Origin of the sequence: Stenotrophomonas panacihumi, from assembly GCF_001431645.1 — a bacterium.
In the GTDB taxonomy this organism is placed as follows: Bacteria; Pseudomonadota; Gammaproteobacteria; order Xanthomonadales; family Xanthomonadaceae; genus Stenotrophomonas_A; species Stenotrophomonas_A panacihumi.
Window position 1 is genome coordinate 1 of the sequence record NZ_LLXU01000035.1, and the last position, 16,629, is coordinate 16,629.

Sequence of the window (16,629 nt, forward strand, 5' to 3'; positions counted from 1 at the left end):
CCGCCGCGCCGGCGCCCGCCCCCGGTCCGGACGGCCTTACCGGCCAACCCGACAAGGGCAAGATCCTCACCTACACGTGCCAGGGCTGCCACGGCATCCCCGGTTACAAGAACGCCTACCCGAGCTTCAGGGTGCCGAAGATCGGCGGGCAGTCGTCGAAATACCTGACCCAGGCCCTGGTCGAGTACCGGGAAGGCAAGCGCAAGCATCCGACGATGCAGGCGCAGGCCCAGAGCTTCACGGACCAGGACATCGCCGACATCTCCGCCTTCCTTTCCACCCTCAAGTAGGCGCGCCCATGTCGACAGCCAAGAACGCCCCGCGTTTCGCCATCGTCCTGCTTGCCGCCCTGGCCGCTGCCGCGTGCAGCCAGTCGCAGGTGGAATCCACCGAGAAATCGGCCGGTGATCCCGGCCACGCCAGCGGCGAGCATGGGTCCAGCTCGTCGGCGGGCCTGCCGGCCGGCCGCGTCGAGGCCGGCGACAAGCTCGCCCATGCCAAGGGCAAGGCCACCGGCCAGAGCTGCATCGATTGCCACGGCCCGGACGGCAATACGCCGATCGACGCGACCTACCCGAAGCTGGGCGGCCAGTACGGCGACTACCTCGCCCATGCGCTGCAGGCGTATCGCTCCGGCGACCGCCAGCACCCGCTGATGTCGCCGCAGGCGGCCAACCTCAGCGACCAGGACATCGCCGACCTGGCGGCGTACTTCGGTTCGCGCGCCTCGCAGCTGAAGGACCTCAAGAACGCGCATTGAGTGGGCGCATGAAACGCGGCGCGTGATCCATCGCGCGCCGCGTTTCCCGTTCGCCGCGCGCTTTCAGCGCACGCTGCCGTTGTTTTCCTGCAGTTCCTTCTTGAACGGGATATCCGGCGGCGGTCGCGCCTCGGCCGGCTGGTCCTGCATGTTCGGATTGGTCAAGCCACATCCGCCGCCGAACTGCAGCAGCGACACCACGCACTTGATCTTCGTGTTGGTGCCGGGAATCGGAATCTCGATCTGCTTCACGCCGCTGCGCACCCAATCGGCCAGCAGCGACTGGTTTGGCACCCAGTACTGGTCGAACGAGGTCGGCGTGTAGTCGTACGGCGGGCGCTTGAGCCAGGTGCCGGCATCGGCGAGACGTTCGCGGCTCCAGCCGTCGGTGTCGCTGCCGGGCGCGCCGCGCGGGGTTTCGCCCGCACCCTGGCCTTCGCTTGGTACGCGCAGGCTGCCGTCGCGGTTGTACAGGCCATTGCCCTGCGCGCCGGCCGCATCCTCGCCGGCGCGTTGCTGGTGACCCACGCTCCAGTCGTCGCCGGCGGCCTGGGTATCCCAGCCCCCGCTGCGTTCGGCCGCGCGCGGGCCGCTGCCACCGGTGGCGGCGGGATTGCCGGCGGGACGATCGCTCGCATTGCGGCCGTTGCCGGTACGCGCCTGTGCGTTGCCGTTGCCCTGCGTGGGCGTCGGGGCGGCGGCGTTGCCGTTCGCCGCGTTCGACGGGGAAGCAGTGGTGCTGGAAGACGTGGCATCGCGCCCGTTGTCGGCAGTGGCGGACGAAGGCGCGGGCGCGGCGGCCGGTGTCGGGTTTGGCGCGGCGGGCGCGTCGGCGACGCCGGGCAGTTCGATTTGCCGCACCTGCACGTCCGGCGCGCGCACCTGCGGCACGGGCACGTCGCGCGGCGGCGTCTGCGGCAGCGTGACCTGCGGCGTATCCACCGACACCACCTCGCGCTCGCGCACCTGCGGCGTGGCCGGTCGCACGCTCGGCGCATCCACCTCGCGCACCCGCGGCGCGACCAGCGCCGGGCGGTCGGCCACCACGACCTGGCGCTCGCGCACCCGCACCGGCGGCGGCGTCACTTCGCGCGGCGACGGTATCGACAGTTCCACCGGCTGCGGCGGCGGCAAGGTGAAATCGGTGGTGGTGACCGGGGTTTCGGTGACCTGCAACGGCTGGTCGGCGATGACCGGCTCCGGCAGGCGCGGCGTGGGCAGCGTCATCGGCGGCGCGGTCAGCGGTTCGCTGGCCGGCTCGCTGTCGTTGGCATCGGTGCTGGCCTGTGGCGGCGCAGGCGGCGGCGGCACGGCAGCCGCCGGCGCGGCGCTGGCACGCGCGGCGGCCTGCGCCCGCTGCGCGCGTTGCGCCGCGGTGGCCTGGCGGGCCGGGGCGGGCGAAGCGGCGCCGCCGGCGTCCGGTTCACCCGGGCCGCCGCCGGTTTCGGCCGGCGAACCGCGCCCGATCATCTCCAGCTTGACGCGCCCTTCCTCGCCGCCTTCGTCCGACGGTTGCGCCAGGCGCACCACCGCCACCCAGAGCAGCAGGATGAAGAACGCCAGGTGGATGAGGAAGCTGGCCAGCATCGCGAGCCAGTGGTACGGGCGCTCGTCGCGCGGACGCGGCTCCCAGTGCTGCCACCACAGGCGGCGGAACGCCTGCCACTTCGACAGCGGCGGCAGCACGCCCGAAGAAGCACGCGGCGGCCGCTGCGCCACCAGTTCGGCCACCGCCGCCGACGGATACGCCACCGAGGCGATCACGTCGCGCGTGCGCACCCAATGGCCCCACGCGAACGGCAAACCGGAACGCCGATCCAGCAACGGTCCCACCGGCTGGCGCGCCAGCAGGACGTCGATGAGGTCGGCGGCTTTCGTCACCGGCGCGGCGCGGTCAGGTCAGGCCGCGTCGCGCGGGATGTAGGGCGCATCACCCGTGGCGTGGTCGGTGGCGTCGCGCACCGCGGTCACACCGGGCACGCGGCCCATCAGGGTCTTCTCGATGCCCTGCTTGAGGGTCACGTCGGCCATGCCGCAGCCGTGGCAGCCGCCGCCGAAGCGCAGCAGCACCACGCCATCGCCGGACACTTCCTGCACCGCCACCCGCCCGCCATGCGAGGCGAGCTGCGGGTTGATCTCGTTCTCCACCACCCAGCGCACGCGCTCGACCAGCGAGGCGGCATCGCCCGGGGCCTCGCCCTTGATCTTGGGCGCCTTGATGGTGAGTTGCTGGTTGCCGGTGGCCTGGGTGACGTAGTCGATCTCGGCGCCGTCGAGCCACTGCACGCTGTCGGCGGCGATATAGAGGGTGAAGCCATCGCAGTCCACGGCCCATTCGTCGCCGGCCAGGTCGGCCGGTTCGGCGAACTCCAGGCGCGCGTCGGCACGCGGCGTGCCGGGCTCCATGGCGCTCAGGCGCACGCCCATGCCAGGCACGCCCTCGCGTTCGATCAGGCGGCGGAAGTGGCCCTGCGCTTTATCGGATATCTGGATCATGTGGTTATTCTACCCCTGTAGCGCCAGCGCCTTATGCAATCCCTGCACGCGTCGCCCGGCATCTTCCGTTACCGCGAGGACTTCCCCATGACAGACCTGATTCCCCTCCAGCGGGCCCATTGCCTGCCGCGCAAGGGCACCGAGCACAAGCTGGGCGAAGCGCGGCTGGCGGAACTGCTGCCCCAGGTCCCCGGCTGGGAACTGGCCGAAGGCGGCAGCGCCCTGACCCGTACCTTCCCCTTCGACAACTACTACGAAACCATGGCCTTCGTGAACGCGTTGGCATGGATCGCCCACGGCGAAGACCACCACCCCGATCTCGGCGTGCACTACAACCGCGCCGTGGTCCGTTTTTCCACCCATGATGTCGGCGGCCTGAGCGAGAACGACTTCATCTGCGCGGCCAAGGCCTCCGCCCTCGTCGACCCAGGAGTGTGACGATGCACCAGACCCACCGGTTCGCCTTGCCCGCGCTCGCCGCGCTGGCCCTTGCCGCCTGCGGCAAATCCGAGGCGCCCGCCGCGCCGGCCGTCGCGCCGACCGAGCTGGCCGCCATCGAGACCCCGCCGCCGGCCTACCCGATCGAGCTGGCCTGCGCCGGCGCCGGTGGCCAGACGGTGCTGAAGGTGACCGTCGGCCCCGAAGGCACGCCGACCGAGGTCGCGCTGGTCAAGAGCAGCGGCCAGACCCAGCTGGACCAGTTGGCGCAGGAGAAGGTGCGCGAATGGAAGTTCCGCGCCGCCACGCGCAACGGCCAGCCGGTGGCGCAGACCATCCAGGTGCCGGTGGACTTCAAGCCGCCGGTGCCCAAGCCGGACGAGTGCTTCGCCATCGAGGAGCGCGCCAAGCGCGGCGGTTGAGCCGGTCGTCCGGTCGTTTCGCCCCCCGAAGCCCGGCCACCCTGCCGGGCTTCGTATTTCAGGCCGCGGCCAGGCGCGTGCGCTTCAAGGTTTCGTAGTCGCGATCGACGATCAGCTCGCCGTCTTCCGGCAGATCTCGCATCTCGCGCTTGCCGAACGGCGGGGCGACCAGTTCCGGTTCCAGCACCTGGCCGCGACAGACGATATCCACGACATAACCGGCCTGGCGATGCCGCAGCACCTCGAATTCCCTGCAGGGGAAACTGCGCTGCTGCTCAGGCTCGCCGTCGTCGGCCTCCAGCGGCTCGAAGTCGTACAGATACTGGCCGCCGAGGTACAGCACGCGGCCATCATCCAGCTCAATGAAATAGTGCGACCCCTCGTCTTCAAATTCGGCGACCGCGAAGGCGCGCTTGGCCTGGAAAGCTTCCCGCTGAAGCAGACCTTGTGCATGGAGGTCGGCGATGAACACTGCATGCGACTGCCGGCGCAACTGCGGGCGCAAGCCGCTGCGGTTGAACAGGAACAACGACAACCCGCTGGCGGCCAGCATCGCGAGCGCGGGCACCCCCTTCGCCCACCACGGCCATGGCGAGGCCAGCTGGCTGTCGATCAGTACGGCTGCGGTGCCACCGCAGGCGAACACGAATAACGCCGCCAGCACTACACGCATCGCCTCCTCCTCCTTGAGTCCCTGTGCGCACCGCTGCCGGCGCGGCGTACCTGCGCGCCCGTATCGGCAGGCGTCGCGCGCCGACTCTATAGTGATTCCGGCAACCGTGCCTACGGGAGGAAAGAACGTGCGCTCACCTCAGCGCGCCACCCGCCGGCGTGCGCGCCGGCGCCACAACGCGCGCACGCCCCAGGCGATCAAGCCGAGCACGCTGAGCGCGGCCAGCGCCAGCACGGTCATGCGCACCGCCGTGCCGTGCTGGAAGACGACCTCCTTGCCCTGCCCGTCCAGCGTGTAGGCGATGACGTAATCGCCCATCGGGCCGAGCCCCTCGCGCCCGCCGGCGGCGATCACCACGTACTGGCGGCCGTCCACCGCGTACACCGACGGCGTGGCCTGGCCGCCGGCCGGCAGCTTGGCGTCCCACAGCGTCTTGCCGGTGGCCGTGTCCAGCGCGCGCAGCCGCGCATCGCCCGAGCCGCCGAAGAAGGTGACGCCGCCCGCGGTGGCGGTCGCCCCGCCGAGGACCGGCAGGCCGGCTTCCAGCGGCAGCCACGGCAGGGTTTCTTCCAGCGTGCCGATCGGGCGTTCCCAGGCCACCCGCCGCGTGCGCAGGTCCACGGCGACCATCCGCCCCCATGGCGGCGCGATGCACGGCGTGCCCTTGGCCGACTTCAGCACCCCGCGGCGCATGCCGTACGCAGTGCCGTCCATGCTGTTGAATTCCTGGTCGGGGTACTGGTCGCGGTCGTCCCAGTCGAACTGTTCGCGCGGAATCAGCGCCACCTGCATCGGCAGGTCGCTCACCGGCAGGATCGCCAGCTGGCGCTGCGGGTCGATCGCGATGCCGCCCCAGTTCACGCCGCCCGCCCAGCCCGGCAGCGCGATCGTGCCGCGCACGCTGGGCGGGGTGAAGATTCCTTCCGAACGCAGCCTGGCGATCTGCGCCGCGCAGTCCCGGCGCTCGCCCGGCGTCGGGCCCCACGCCTCGGCCGGCGTCACCGGGGTCATGCGCGACAGGCGCAGCGCGGGTTCGGGCATCGGCTGCGTGGGCGAGGCGTGTTCGCCAGGCACGTCGGAGGCCGGTACCGGTACCTCGCTGATCGGAAACACCGGCGCGCCGGTGCGGCGGTCGAAGGCGAACAGGAAGCCGGTCTTGGTCGCCTGCAGGACGGCCTCGCGCGGGCCCTGCCCGGTCTGCACCGTGGCCAGCGCCGGCTGCGAGGCCAGGTCGTAATCCCACAGGTCGTGGTGCACCAGCTGCTGCGCCCAGACGCGGCGGCCGGTGTGCAGGTCGAGCGCGACCAGCGAGTTGGCATCGCGGTTGTCGCCGAGGCGTTCGCCGCCGAAGTAGTCCGGGCTGGCCGAGCCGGTCGGCACGTAGACCAGGCCCAGTGCCGGATCCACCGACAGCGGCGCCCAGGCATTCGCCGCGCCGACCGTGGCGGCCTGCGCCGGCACCCAGCCCTGCGCGGCGGCCTGCGCCGGGTCACGCGGCACCGGATCCCAGCGCCACAGTTCGCGCCCGTCGCGCACGTCGTAGCCGCGCACCACGCCCTGTTCCAGCGCGCTGGCGCGGTTGTCGCCGATGGAGCTGCCCACCACCAGCACCCCGTCGGCGATCACCGGCGGCGAGGTCACCGCATAGTTCTGCCAGCGCGCATCGGGTTTCGACTGGATGTCGACGCCCTGCCGCAGGTCGACCTGCCCGCCGCCGCCGAACTGCGCGCAGGGCCGGCCATCGGCCGCATCCAGCGCGATGAGCCGGGCATCCAGCGTGCCGTAGAGGATGCGCTCGCGGCAGGACGCCCCCGCCGGCGCCTGTTCGTCGCGCCAGAAACTCACCCCGCGCGAGGCCGGGTCGCTGTAGGCATGGCTGCGCGAGACCTTCGCATCGTGCGACCACAGCTCGCGCCCGCTCGCCGCATCCAGCGCGAAGGCGATCCCAGTGCCGGTGTTGAGGTACATGCGGCCGTCGATGACCAGCGGGTTGGCCTCGAAGCGGCGCCGCTCCGGATCCGGCAGCCCGGCGCCCAGCTCACCGGTGCGGAACGACCAGGCGATGCGCAGGCGGTGGACGTTGTCCGAGGTGATCTGCGCGAGCGGCGAGTACTGGCCGCCGCCAGGCGCGCCGGCGTAGTGCGCCCAGTCGCCGGCCGCGCGGGCGTCCTTCGCGCCGCTGCTGCCGGCGAACGCGCATGCGACGACGGCACCGAGCGCGCCGATCCTGAGCCTGTCCATCCATTCCTCCTTGTCATGCCTGCCGCGCAGTGTGGCCAGGCGCAGGCAGCCTGCGGGCCGCGATGTGACGAAACGCGGGCTGGCAGGGACGAAACGCGGCCGCCCGGGGCCGGCGCACGCGATGCAGTTGGCCTTGCCCTTCCTTCACCCGTGCCGGGCATACTCGCCCCGTGTCGACCCTCTTCCCCGCTTCCGTACTGATCGCCCTGGCGGTCACGCTCGCCGCCGGCCTGGCCACCGGGCTTGGCAGCCTGATGGTGATCTTCTCGCGGCGCCCGGACCCGCGCCTGCTCGCCTTCGGCCTGGCCTTCGCCGGCGGGGCGATGGTCTATGTCTCGCTGACCGAGATCCTCGGCAAATCGGTGGACGCGTTCTCCCAGGCCTACGGCACGCAATGGGGCTTCGCCGCCGGCACCGCCGCCTTCCTCGGCGGCATGCTGCTCATCGTGCTGATCGACCACTTCGTGCCCAACCCGCACGACGGCCTGAGCGTGGACGACCCGGCCTTCCGCGAGCACAACCGCGCCTACATCAAGCGCGTGGGCCTGCTCACCGCCGTGGCGATCACCGCGCACAACTTCCCCGAAGGCCTGGCGACGTTCTTCGCCACGCTGGACAACCCCTCCGTGGGCATGCCGCTGGCGCTGGCCATCGCCATCCACAACATCCCCGAGGGCATCGCCATCGCGGTGCCGGTGTACTTCGCCACGCATCGCAAGGACTACGCCTTCGCCGCCAGCCTGGCCTCGGGCCTGGCCGAGCCGGTCGGCGCGCTGATCGGCTACCTGCTGCTCTCGCGGTTCCTCAGCCCACCGGTGTTCGGGGCGGTGTTCGGAATGATCGCCGGCATCATGGTGTTCCTGGCGCTGGACGAACTGCTGCCGGCGGCCAAGCGCTACGCCAAGGGGCACGAGACCGTGTACGGCCTCGTCGGCGGCATGGCGACGCTGGCCATCAGCCTGGTGCTGTTCAAGTGGTGAGCGCGCCGCTCAGCCGAGGCGTTCGAGCACTTCGGCCAGTTCCGGCGCCAGCGGCGCGTTGAGCACGTAGGGCGTCTGCCCGCCGTCGAGCGCGAATTCCAGCGAGGCCGCGTGCAGGAACAGCCGGCGCAGGCCCACCTGGTCGCGCAGCCGCTTGTTGACCGCTTCCTCGCCGTACTTGTCGTCGCCGGCCACCGGGTGCCCCAGGTGCTGCGCATGCACGCGGATCTGGTGGGTGCGGCCGGTCTCGATGCGCACCTCGCAGTACGAATGCCCGCCGCGCCGTTCCAGCACGCGGAAGTGGCTCAGCGACGGCTTGCCTTCCGGGCGCACCTGCACGTGGCGTTCGCCGCCCTGGCGCAGGCCGACATGCAGCGGGGCGTCCACCGTCATCACGCCATCCGGCAGGCGGCCCACCAGCAAGGTGAGGTAGCGCTTGGCGATGCCGCGGCCCTCCTCGCTGTCGCCTTCGCGCATCAGGGCCTGCAGTTCGGTCAGCGCCGAGCGCTTCTTGGCGATGATCAGCAGGCCGGAGGTATCGCGGTCCAGGCGGTGGACCAGTTCCAGCGTCTGGCCCGGGCGCAGCGCGCGCAGGGTCTCGATGGCACCGAAGCTGATGCCGCTGCCGCCGTGGCTGGCCACCCCGGACGGCTTGTTCAGGGCGAGCAGCCGGGCGTCCTCGAACACGATGGCCGCCTCCAGGCGCGCCATGTAGGCGGCCGGCGGCATCGCCTTCTCGCCCTCCTCGGCCACGCGCAGCGGCGGCACGCGCACTTCGTCGCCCGCCTCCAGCTTGCGCTCGGCCTTGGCGCGGCCGCCGTTCACGCGCACCTGCCCGCTGCGCACCAGCTTGTAGACCAGGCTGCGCGGCGCGCCCTTGAGTTGGCCGAGCAGGAAGTTGTCCAGGCGCTGGCCGGCGCGATCTTCCGACACCGCGAGCGTGCGGGCCTGGGCCCGTTCGGCAGGCGCGGCCGGCGACTCGACCGCGGGGGCCGCCGGCGGGGCGACCTTCGCGGGACGGCGCTCACCGCCCGGCGCGGGACGTGCCATTGCGCCGGGGCGACGGTCTTCGGCCGGGCCGCGCGCCGGCCGCGGGGCGGCCGGCGCCGGGCGCTGGCTACCGCGTGCTTCGCGTTCGGCCACCGGCTTGGCGGCGGCCTTGGCTGCCTGCACCGCGCGCAGGGTGCGCGCCGGCTTCTTCGCGGCAGGACGGGCGGGCTTGCGGCCGGGCCGCGGGGGTTGGGGGTCGGTCATTCCGGCTGTTTATTCTGTTACACTCGGCGGGCGAGATAAGGGTTTGATTTCGTTGGAAGTCGCAGGGCCGAAAGCCCGGCTTCCGACGATTCCGGCACAGTGCGCGGCCACCGCCCCCGGGGCGGCCATGTTAGCGGCTCGCCGGCCTGCCCCGCCATCGCCGGGTACCTGGGTACCCGCGCTGAACATGCCCCGTGCGACGCCCCAGCCTGCTGGACGCGGCCGCCGGTTCCATAGCAACTAGAACGTAAAACACATAGAGAGCGCTCCCGCGGCCTGCCGTGGTGTCGTAGCGCTGGAAAGCCCAGCCATCCCCGCCCGCGCCCGGCGCGAGGGGGCGGCGAACCGATCCAGAGGCGAAACGCCATGGCGTTCCGCGCGGTAGCAGCGCGCGAGGAACGCAACAATGAAGCGAATGCTGATCAACGCCACGCAGGCGGAAGAACTGCGCGTGGCGATCGTGGACGGCCAGACCCTGTACGACATCGACATCGAACAGCCGTCCAAGGAACAGAAGAAGTCCAACATCTACAAGGGCCGCATCACCCGGCTCGAGCCGTCGCTGGAAGCGGCCTTCGTCGACTACGGCGCCGAACGCCATGGCTTCCTGCCGCTGAAGGAAATCTCCCGCGATTACTTCCAGGCCGGCGTGGACCACCACAAGGCCGGCCTGCGCGAACTGCTGCGCGAAGGCCAGGAGATCGTGGTGCAGGTCGACAAGGAAGAGCGTGGCAACAAGGGCGCCGCCCTGACCACGTTCATTTCGCTGGCCGGCCGCTACATGGTGCTGATGCCGAACTCGCCGTCCGCCGGTGGCGTCTCGCGCCGCATCGAGGGCGAGGACCGCGCCGCGCTGAAGGACGCGCTGGACAAGCTCAACATCCCCGACGACATGGGCGTGATCATCCGCACCGCCGGCGTGGGCCGCGACGCGGAAGAGCTGCAGTGGGACCTGGACTACCTGCTGCAGACCTGGAAGGCCATCGCCGAGGCGGCGCTGACCAAGCCGGGCCCGTTCCTGATCTACCAGGAATCGCGGCTGATCATCCGTGCCCTGCGCGACTACCTGCGCGCGGACATCGGCGAGATCCTGGTCGACACCGACGAGCTCTACGCCGACGCGCGCGAGTTCATGCAGCAGGTGATGCCGCAGAGCCTGCGCAAGCTCAAGCACTACAAGGACGACATCCCGCTGTTCAACCGCTTCCAGATCGAATCGCAGATCGAAGGCGCGTATGAGCGCAATGTCCGCCTGCCCTCCGGCGGTTCGATCGTGGTCGACCAGACCGAGGCGCTGACCGCCATCGACGTGAACTCCTCGCGCGCCACCAAGGGCAGCGACATCGAGGAGACCGCGTTCCAGACCAACCTGGAAGCGGCCGAGGAAGTGGCCCGCCAGCTGCGCCTGCGCGACCTGGGCGGCCTGGTGGTGATCGACTTCATCGACATGTCCTCGTCCAAGCACCAGCGCGAGGTCGAGAACCGCCTGCAGAACGCGCTGAAGTACGACCGCGCGCGCGTCCAGCTCGGCCGCATCTCGCGCTTCGGCCTGATGGAAATGAGCCGCCAGCGCCTGCGCCCGAGCCTGGGCGAGTCCAGCCAGATCGTCTGCCCGCGCTGCGATGGCCATGGCCGCATGCGCAGCGTCGAATCGCTGTCGCTGTCGATCATCCGCGTTGCCGAAGAGCACGCGATGAAGGAGAACACCGGGCAGGTGCTGGTGCAGGCCCCGGTGGAGATCGCCAACTTCCTGCTCAACGAGAAGCGCTCGGCGCTGCGTGAGATCGAAACGCGCCATGACGCGCCGATCATCATCGTCGCCGACGAACAGCTGCACACCCCGCACTACGAGGTCACGCGCCTGCGCGAGAACGAGCTGGGCGAGGAAAGCGGCAAGCCGAGCTACCAGCGCGGTACCCCGCGCAAGCTGCCGGTGCACGCGCTGACCAAGGCGCAGCTCAACATCCCGGCGATGCCGGCGGTGACTTCGATCAAGCCGAGCCAGCCGGCGCCGGTACGCGACGAACCCGTCGAGCCGGTCGCGGCCCCCGCTCCGGTGGCGGCCCCCGTGGCCGCGCCGGCAGCCACCGGCGTGGTCGGCTGGCTGAAGCGCATCTTCGGCACCGCCGAAGCCGCGCCGACCGCCGCACCGGCCCAGCGTCCGCGCCAGGGCCAGGGCGGTGACGGCAACCGCAACGGCGGCAACCGCAATGACCGGGGCGACCGCAATGCGCGTCGCGACGGCCGCGGCGGCAACCAGAACCGGGGTGGCGGCAACAAGGACGCGCGTCGCGAGGAGCGCCGCCAGGACGAACGCCGCCAGGGTGGCAACGGCCAGCCGCAGCAACAGCCGCAGCAGGGCCAGGCCAAGCAGCCGCAGCAGCAGCCGCAGGGTGGCCAGCAGAAGCAGAAGCAGCCCAAGCCGCAGAACGCCGGCCAGAACCCGAACGCCCAGCAGCAGCCGCAGCAGCCCAAGCAGGCCGCGCAGCAGCCGCAGCGTGCGCCGGCCCCGCAGCAGGACAAGCCCAAGCCCGCGCCGCGCGCCGAAGAGGCGGTGAACCCCGCCATCGTGCCGGCCGTCGCGGCCGCCGCGAGCGCGGTGACCGTGGCCACGCCGGCCCCGGTGGCCGCCGAGCCGGTTGTCGCGACGCCCAAGCCGTTCGAGGCGGCACCGGTCAACGAGGCGCCGTCCACCGACGTGCCGGTCGAAGCCGGCAGCGACGAGATCGGCGCCGACGCCCCGGCCTCGGGTGAAGAAGGCACCGGCGAAGGCGGCAGCCGTCGTCGTCGTGGCCGTCGCGGTGGTCGTCGTCGTCGTCGCGGCGGTGCCGCCGGTGGCGAGAACGCCGAGGGCATGAATGACGCCGGCGAAGGCGACGAGCACGAGGGCGACAACGAGATCGACGCCGACCTGACCGAAGGCGCCGAGCCGGTGGAAGCCAGCCGCCAGCCGGAGTTCGAGTTCGACGACGAAGTCGCGCCCGCGCCGAAGCCGCGTCCGCAGGCCGATGCCAAGCCGGCGGCGGCTGCCACCGCGGCGGCAGCCGTGGTCGCCGCCCCGACGGTGGTCGATGCGCCGAAGGCCGATGCCGCGCCGGTGGTCATGCCGGTCGAGGCGATCGCCGCCCCGGCCCCGGCGGAAGTGCCGGCCCCGGTGGTCGAGACTCCGGCCGAGCCGAAGCCGTACATGCCGGTGCAGACGACCCTGCTCGACGTGCTGGCGCCGGTCGAAGCCGAGCCCGCCCCGAGCGCGCCGGCTCCGGTGGTGGAAGCGGCTCCGGTCGCTGCCGCGCCCCAGGCCGAGGCCGTCGTCGAAACGGCGCCGGTCGTCGTCGAGCCGACGCCTGCCCCGGTCGCGCCGGTCGAAGGTTCCACCGATGCCGCCGCGCAGGCCGCCACTGCGGAAGCTTCGACGGAAGCCGCCACGCCTGCCGAGCCGGCCGCCCCGGCGTCGGAAGCGGTGGAAGAAGATGTCGAGCAGGCACGCGAGGAAACCCCGCGCCCGCCGGCCGTCTGATTCGGCACCGTGCAGTTGAAAAAGAAAGCGGCCTTCGGGCCGCTTTCTTTTTGGATGAGGTTTGACGGAATGCGCGGCCCGGCCGCGCGCGAAACCTTCAGACCGTGCGCGTGGGATCCAGCAAGCCGTACTGGTTGGCCAGGCGCGCGAGCGCGATGCTGTCCTGGATGCCAATCTTCTCGAACAGCCGCGCCTTGTGCGTGTTGATGGTCTTGGCGCTCAAGCTGAGGCGCTTGGCGATGTCTTCCTGGCGCAGGCCCTGCGTGAGCAGCAGCGCGACTTCCAGTTCGCGCGGCGACAGCAGGTCGAACGGCGAGGCGCCGCCTTCCAGGTTCGACAGCGCCATGTTCTGCGCGATGCTCGTGCCCAGGTAGCGGCGACCCAGCGCCACTTCGCGGATCGCGCGCAGCAGCTCGTGCGCGTCCCCGCCCTTGCCGACGTAACCGGATGCGCCCGCTTCGAGCAGACGCTTGGGCAGCGGCCCGTCTTCCAGCACCGACACGATGATCACCCGCGTGCCGTGGTCGCCCTTGACGATGCGCTCGGTGATCTCCAGCCCACTGACGCCAGGCAGGTGCAGGTCGCACAGCACGATGTCCGGACGCAGCTGGCGGATGAGCGGCAGCGCGGCCTCGCCGCTGTCGGCTTCGCCCACGACCTCGATGTCCACCTCTTTGGACAGGATCATCTTCATGCCGGTTCGCACCAGCGCATGGTCGTCGACCAGAAAAACCTTGATGGTCATCCCTGCGTCATTCCCGCTGTAAGCCAACAATTCAGCGTAGACCCCTCGATGGGGCCTAGCAAGCTGAAACCCAGTGTGGTGCATTGGCGGGCCGTGGGGAAGCCATCCACTGCGGCGGGCCCGTGAACCGGAACGCCCGCCACATCTCCATCATTTCATGCTGTCCGGGCTGGCGCGCTCAGGAATAGCCCGGTAGGGGGATCGGACTAGGCCGCGATCTGGCTCAGGCAGCCGCGTCGTCGTGCAGCGGTTGCAGCTGCGGGTCCAGCGCCACGCGCTCGTCGAAGACGAAGCAGCGGCCGTCGTAGCCCTCGCCGCCCACCGCCTCGAAGTAGCCCAGGATGCCGCCATCGAGCTGCAGCACGTTGTCCATGCCATCCGACTGCATCCACAGCGTGGCCTTCTCGCAGCGGATGCCGCCGGTGCAGAAGCTCACCACGGTGGCGTCGGCGAGCGCGGCGCGATGCGGCGACAGCGCGTCGGGCAATTCGGTGAAGCGGGTGATCGGCAAGGTCAGCGCGCCGGCGAAGGTGCCGTAGGCCACTTCCTGTTCGTTGCGCGTGTCCAGCATCACCACGCGGCGGCCCTGGTCGTCGTGGCCATCGCGCAGCCACTGCCGCAACACGGCCGGGGCCACCGTGGGCGCACGCGGGGCGTCCAGCGGCGAGGCGTCTTCGCGGCGGAAGCTGATGATCTCGGCCTTCTGCTTCACCTTGAGCCGCGCGAACGGCATCGCCTGGCTGTGGCTGTACTTGATGTGCAGCGACTGCAGGCGCGCGTCGGCACGCAGCCAGGCATAGAACGCCTCGATGTCCGCCGCCTGCCCGGCCAGGAACAGGTTGATGCCCTCCCCCGCCACCAGCACGCTGCCCTTCAGGGCCAGCGCCTGCGCGCGCTCGTGCACGGCCTCGGCCAGGGCGGCCGGGTCGGCGATCTCGACGAAGTGGTAGGCGGCGGTGTTGACGATCATCGCGTCATTCTACCCGCTGCCACGGGCCGGCCCGGTTCAGCGCGACAGCAGCAGGAACGGCAACAGCACCAGCGCGGCCACCGCCACCATGCCCAGCAGGGTGACGATCACGAACAGCGGCCGCGTGCGCAGCAGCGAGCCGAAGGTCTCGCCGCTGCCGTCGGCCAGTTCGGCGGCGCGGCGTGCGCGCGCGGTCTCGCCGCGCCGTTGCTGGTAGGCATCCAGCAGCGCCTTCACGCGCGGATGTTCGGCGCCGTCGCGCAGCCAGATGCCACCGGCGGAAATGCCCCACAGGCTCGGACGGGTCTCGTAGTAGTCGACCTTCGCCTCGTCCAGCAGGGCACGCACCTCGTCGGCTTCATCGTCGGGAACGTTGCGCAGGTTGAGCAGCAGCTTGGCCATGCGCGAATGATACCGGGCGGGCGATGCGATAATCGGTGTTTTCCCCCGATACGCCACCATGTCCCTGCCGCGCACCTGCCTGCTGTTCCTGCTCGCCCTGGCCCCGGCCGCCTGCACCCCGCCCGGCCCGCCGCCAGGGGGCACGATTGCCGCGTTCCAGGCGCTGGACACGCAGCCGGGCACCGGCGCGCTTGCGCAGGCGGGCGATCGCGTCAGCGTGCACTACACCGGCTGGCTGTACGACGAGCGCAAGGCGGACAAGCACGGGCCGAAGTTCGACAGCTCGCTGGACCGCGCCGAGCCCTTCACCTTCGCGCTCGGCGCCGGACAGGTCATCCGCGGCTGGGACGAAGGCGTGGCCGGCATGCGCGAAGGCGGCCACCGCACGCTGATGATCCCGCCCGACTACGGCTACGGCGACCGAGGCGCCGGCAGCGTGATCCCGCCGGGCGCCTCGCTGGTGTTCGAGGTCGAACTGCTGAAGGTGCAGCCGAAGTGAGCGCGCCGCGCCTGGCGGTGATCGGCGGCGGACCGGCCGGCCTGATGGCCGCCGAGGTCGCCTGCCGCGCCGGCGTGTCGGTGGACGTGTACGAGGCCAAGGGCTCGGTCGGTCGCAAGTTCCTCATTGCCGGCAAGGGCGGGCTCAACCTCACCCATTCCGATCCGTTCGAGGTCTTCGTCTCGCGCTACCGCGAACGCGCCGACGCCGTCGCCGGCTGGCTGCGCGATTTCGACGCCGACGCCCTGCGCGAGTGGGCACGCGCGCAGGGCGTGGACACCTACGTGGGCACCTCCGGCCGCGTGTTCCCGCTGGACCGCAAGGCCGCGCCGCTGTTGCGCGGCTGGGTGCGCCGGCTGAAGGAAGAAGGCGTGCGCTTCCACGTACAACACCGCTGGCTCGGCTGGGACGGCGATGCACTGCGCTTCGCCACGCCCGACGGCGAGCAGCACGTGCAGGCCGACGCCACCGTGCTGGCGATGGGCGGCGGCAGCTGGCCCGAACTCGGCTCCGACGGTGCGTGGGTCGCGCCGCTGGCCGCGCGCGGCGTGGACGTCGCGCCGCTGCAACCGGCCAACTGCGGTTTCGACGTGGCCTGGACGCCCTACTTCGCCGAACGCCACGCCGGCGCGCCGCTCAAGCCGGTGGTCGCACACTGGACCGACGTGCACGGCCACGCCCACGCGATGCAAGGCGAATGCGTGGCCAGCGCCAACGGCATCGAGGGCAGCCTGGTGTATGCGATGTCGGCCGACCTGCGCGATCAGATCACCCGCGAGGGCGAAGCCACGCTGTACCTGGACCTGGTGCCCGGCCGCGACGAGGACCGCCTGCGCAGTGAGCTGGCGCGCCCGCGCAACGGCCGCAGCCTCAGCGAACACCTGCGCCGCCAGGCCGGCGTGAGTGGCGTCAAGGCCGCGCTGCTGCACGAAGTGCTTGGCAAGACGATCACCGCCGATGCCGCCACGCTGGCCGCCACGCTCAAGCGGCTGCCGCTGAAACTGCTGCGCCCGCGCCCCATCGACGAGGCGATCAGCAGCGCGGGCGGCGTGCGCCTGGAAGCGCTCGACGACCATCTGATGCTGCGCGAACTACCCGGCGTGTTCTGCGCCGGCGAAATGCTCGACTGGGAAGCCCCGACCGGCGGCTACCTGCTCACCGCCTGCTTCGCCAGTGGCCTGCGCGCCGGGCGCGGCGCGGTCGATTGGCTGCGCGCCCGCGCCTGAGCGCGC

16 protein-coding genes are annotated in these 16,629 nt (G+C 71.2%); 8 read left to right on the plus strand and 8 right to left on the minus strand.

The window, feature by feature from the left end:
* Together ARC20_RS01490 and ARC20_RS01495 are read left to right on the plus strand one after the other, a co-directional pair.
* On the plus strand, positions 1–290 hold a 290-nt coding region (locus ARC20_RS01490), incomplete at its 5' end, for a c-type cytochrome (protein ID WP_057643257.1).
* A gap of 8 nt (positions 291–298) precedes the next feature.
* Positions 299–760, plus strand: a complete 462-nt coding sequence (locus ARC20_RS01495; RefSeq protein WP_057643260.1) for a c-type cytochrome — start codon at positions 299–301, stop codon at positions 758–760.
* A 63-nt stretch (positions 761–823) separates the two neighbouring features.
* Here ARC20_RS01495 and ARC20_RS01500 read toward each other — a convergent pair whose 3' ends face one another.
* Positions 824–2,641 carry a hypothetical protein gene (locus tag ARC20_RS01500; protein ID WP_057643263.1) on the minus strand — a complete coding sequence of 606 codons (1,818 nt, stop codon included), beginning with the start codon at positions 2,639–2,641 and terminating at the stop codon, positions 824–826.
* Between the two features lie 18 nt (positions 2,642–2,659).
* Complete coding sequence (locus tag ARC20_RS01505) at positions 2,660–3,256, minus strand: NfuA family Fe-S biogenesis protein (protein WP_057643266.1); 597 nt, start codon at positions 3,254–3,256, stop codon at positions 2,660–2,662.
* A gap of 87 nt (positions 3,257–3,343) precedes the next feature.
* Here ARC20_RS01505 and ARC20_RS01510 point away from each other — a divergent pair, with 87 nt between their 5' ends.
* Entirely contained in the window at positions 3,344–3,694 is a 351-nt protein-coding gene (locus tag ARC20_RS01510) for a 4a-hydroxytetrahydrobiopterin dehydratase (RefSeq protein ID WP_057643578.1), read from the plus strand.
* Between the two features lie 2 nt (positions 3,695–3,696).
* Entirely contained in the window at positions 3,697–4,116 is a 420-nt protein-coding gene (locus tag ARC20_RS01515) for an energy transducer TonB (protein ID WP_057643268.1), read from the plus strand.
* Between the two features lie 58 nt (positions 4,117–4,174).
* Here the strand turns inward: ARC20_RS01515 and ARC20_RS01520 are convergent, their stop codons facing one another.
* Together ARC20_RS01520 and ARC20_RS01525 are read right to left on the minus strand one after the other, a co-directional pair.
* Positions 4,175–4,789, minus strand: coding sequence for a hypothetical protein (locus tag ARC20_RS01520; RefSeq protein WP_057643272.1), 615 nt, complete (start codon positions 4,787–4,789; stop codon positions 4,175–4,177).
* A 138-nt stretch (positions 4,790–4,927) separates the two neighbouring features.
* On the minus strand, positions 4,928–7,030 hold the full coding sequence (locus tag ARC20_RS01525) for a pyrroloquinoline quinone-dependent dehydrogenase (protein ID WP_081417979.1): 2,103 nt from the start codon (positions 7,028–7,030) through the stop codon (positions 4,928–4,930).
* Positions 7,031–7,200: 170 nt separating this feature from the next.
* Between ARC20_RS01525 and zupT the strand changes: the two genes are divergently transcribed.
* Positions 7,201–8,010: a zinc transporter ZupT gene (gene zupT / locus ARC20_RS01530; RefSeq protein WP_057643274.1), complete on the plus strand. Its 810-nt coding sequence runs from the start codon at positions 7,201–7,203 to the stop codon at positions 8,008–8,010.
* Positions 8,011–8,019: 9 nt separating this feature from the next.
* On the opposite strand, the gene ARC20_RS01535 is transcribed toward zupT, so the two are convergent.
* On the minus strand, positions 8,020–8,943 hold the full coding sequence (locus tag ARC20_RS01535; protein WP_057643582.1) for an RluA family pseudouridine synthase: 924 nt from the start codon (positions 8,941–8,943) through the stop codon (positions 8,020–8,022).
* 727 nt (positions 8,944–9,670) lie between these two features.
* Here ARC20_RS01535 and ARC20_RS01540 point away from each other — a divergent pair.
* Entirely contained in the window at positions 9,671–12,781 is a 3,111-nt protein-coding gene (locus tag ARC20_RS01540) for an Rne/Rng family ribonuclease (protein ID WP_081417980.1), read from the plus strand.
* A gap of 97 nt (positions 12,782–12,878) precedes the next feature.
* On the opposite strand, the gene ARC20_RS01545 is transcribed toward ARC20_RS01540, so the two are convergent.
* The 3 genes from ARC20_RS01545 to ARC20_RS01555 all read right to left on the minus strand — a co-directional run bounded on the left by ARC20_RS01545 (position 12,879) and on the right by ARC20_RS01555 (position 14,898).
* Positions 12,879–13,526, minus strand: coding sequence for a response regulator (locus ARC20_RS01545; protein ID WP_057643282.1), 648 nt, complete (start codon positions 13,524–13,526; stop codon positions 12,879–12,881).
* 223 nt (positions 13,527–13,749) lie between these two features.
* Positions 13,750–14,496: a sulfurtransferase gene (locus tag ARC20_RS01550; RefSeq protein ID WP_057643284.1), complete on the minus strand. Its 747-nt coding sequence runs from the start codon at positions 14,494–14,496 to the stop codon at positions 13,750–13,752.
* Between the two features lie 36 nt (positions 14,497–14,532).
* The gene (locus ARC20_RS01555) at positions 14,533–14,898 is read right to left on the minus strand and encodes a DUF6164 family protein (protein WP_057643286.1); all 366 of its coding nucleotides are present in this window, start codon (positions 14,896–14,898) and stop codon (positions 14,533–14,535) included.
* A 58-nt stretch (positions 14,899–14,956) separates the two neighbouring features.
* Between ARC20_RS01555 and ARC20_RS18705 the strand changes: the two genes are divergently transcribed.
* Positions 14,957–15,397: an FKBP-type peptidyl-prolyl cis-trans isomerase gene (locus ARC20_RS18705; RefSeq protein ID WP_057643289.1), complete on the plus strand. Its 441-nt coding sequence runs from the start codon at positions 14,957–14,959 to the stop codon at positions 15,395–15,397.
* Positions 15,394–16,623 (plus strand): TIGR03862 family flavoprotein, encoded by a 1,230-nt coding sequence (locus ARC20_RS01565; RefSeq protein WP_057643292.1) that lies wholly within the window; start codon positions 15,394–15,396, stop codon positions 16,621–16,623. Before ARC20_RS18705 ends, ARC20_RS01565 begins: the two co-directional genes overlap by 4 nt.
* Positions 16,624–16,629: the final 6 nt, after the last annotated feature.

Bases quoted from the DNA above. Each gene is read 5' to 3' on its own strand.
- ARC20_RS01540 (WP_081417980.1), top strand. From the start codon at position 9,671: ATGAAGCGAATGCTGATCAACGCCACGCAGGCGGAAGAACTGCGCGTG.
- ARC20_RS01515 (WP_057643268.1), top strand. From the start codon at position 3,697: ATGCACCAGACCCACCGGTTCGCCTTGCCCGCGCTCGCCGCGCTGGCC.
- ARC20_RS01525 (WP_081417979.1), bottom strand. From the start codon at position 7,030: ATGGACAGGCTCAGGATCGGCGCGCTCGGTGCCGTCGTCGCATGCGCG.
- ARC20_RS01495 (WP_057643260.1), top strand. From the start codon at position 299: ATGTCGACAGCCAAGAACGCCCCGCGTTTCGCCATCGTCCTGCTTGCC.
- ARC20_RS01505 (WP_057643266.1), bottom strand. From the start codon at position 3,256: ATGATCCAGATATCCGATAAAGCGCAGGGCCACTTCCGCCGCCTGATC.
- ARC20_RS18705 (WP_057643289.1), top strand. From the start codon at position 14,957: ATGTCCCTGCCGCGCACCTGCCTGCTGTTCCTGCTCGCCCTGGCCCCG.
- ARC20_RS01545 (WP_057643282.1), bottom strand. From the start codon at position 13,526: ATGACCATCAAGGTTTTTCTGGTCGACGACCATGCGCTGGTGCGAACC.
- ARC20_RS01550 (WP_057643284.1), bottom strand. From the start codon at position 14,496: ATGATCGTCAACACCGCCGCCTACCACTTCGTCGAGATCGCCGACCCG.
- ARC20_RS01510 (WP_057643578.1), top strand. From the start codon at position 3,344: ATGACAGACCTGATTCCCCTCCAGCGGGCCCATTGCCTGCCGCGCAAG.
- ARC20_RS01555 (WP_057643286.1), bottom strand. From the start codon at position 14,898: ATGGCCAAGCTGCTGCTCAACCTGCGCAACGTTCCCGACGATGAAGCC.
- ARC20_RS01520 (WP_057643272.1), bottom strand. From the start codon at position 4,789: ATGCGTGTAGTGCTGGCGGCGTTATTCGTGTTCGCCTGCGGTGGCACC.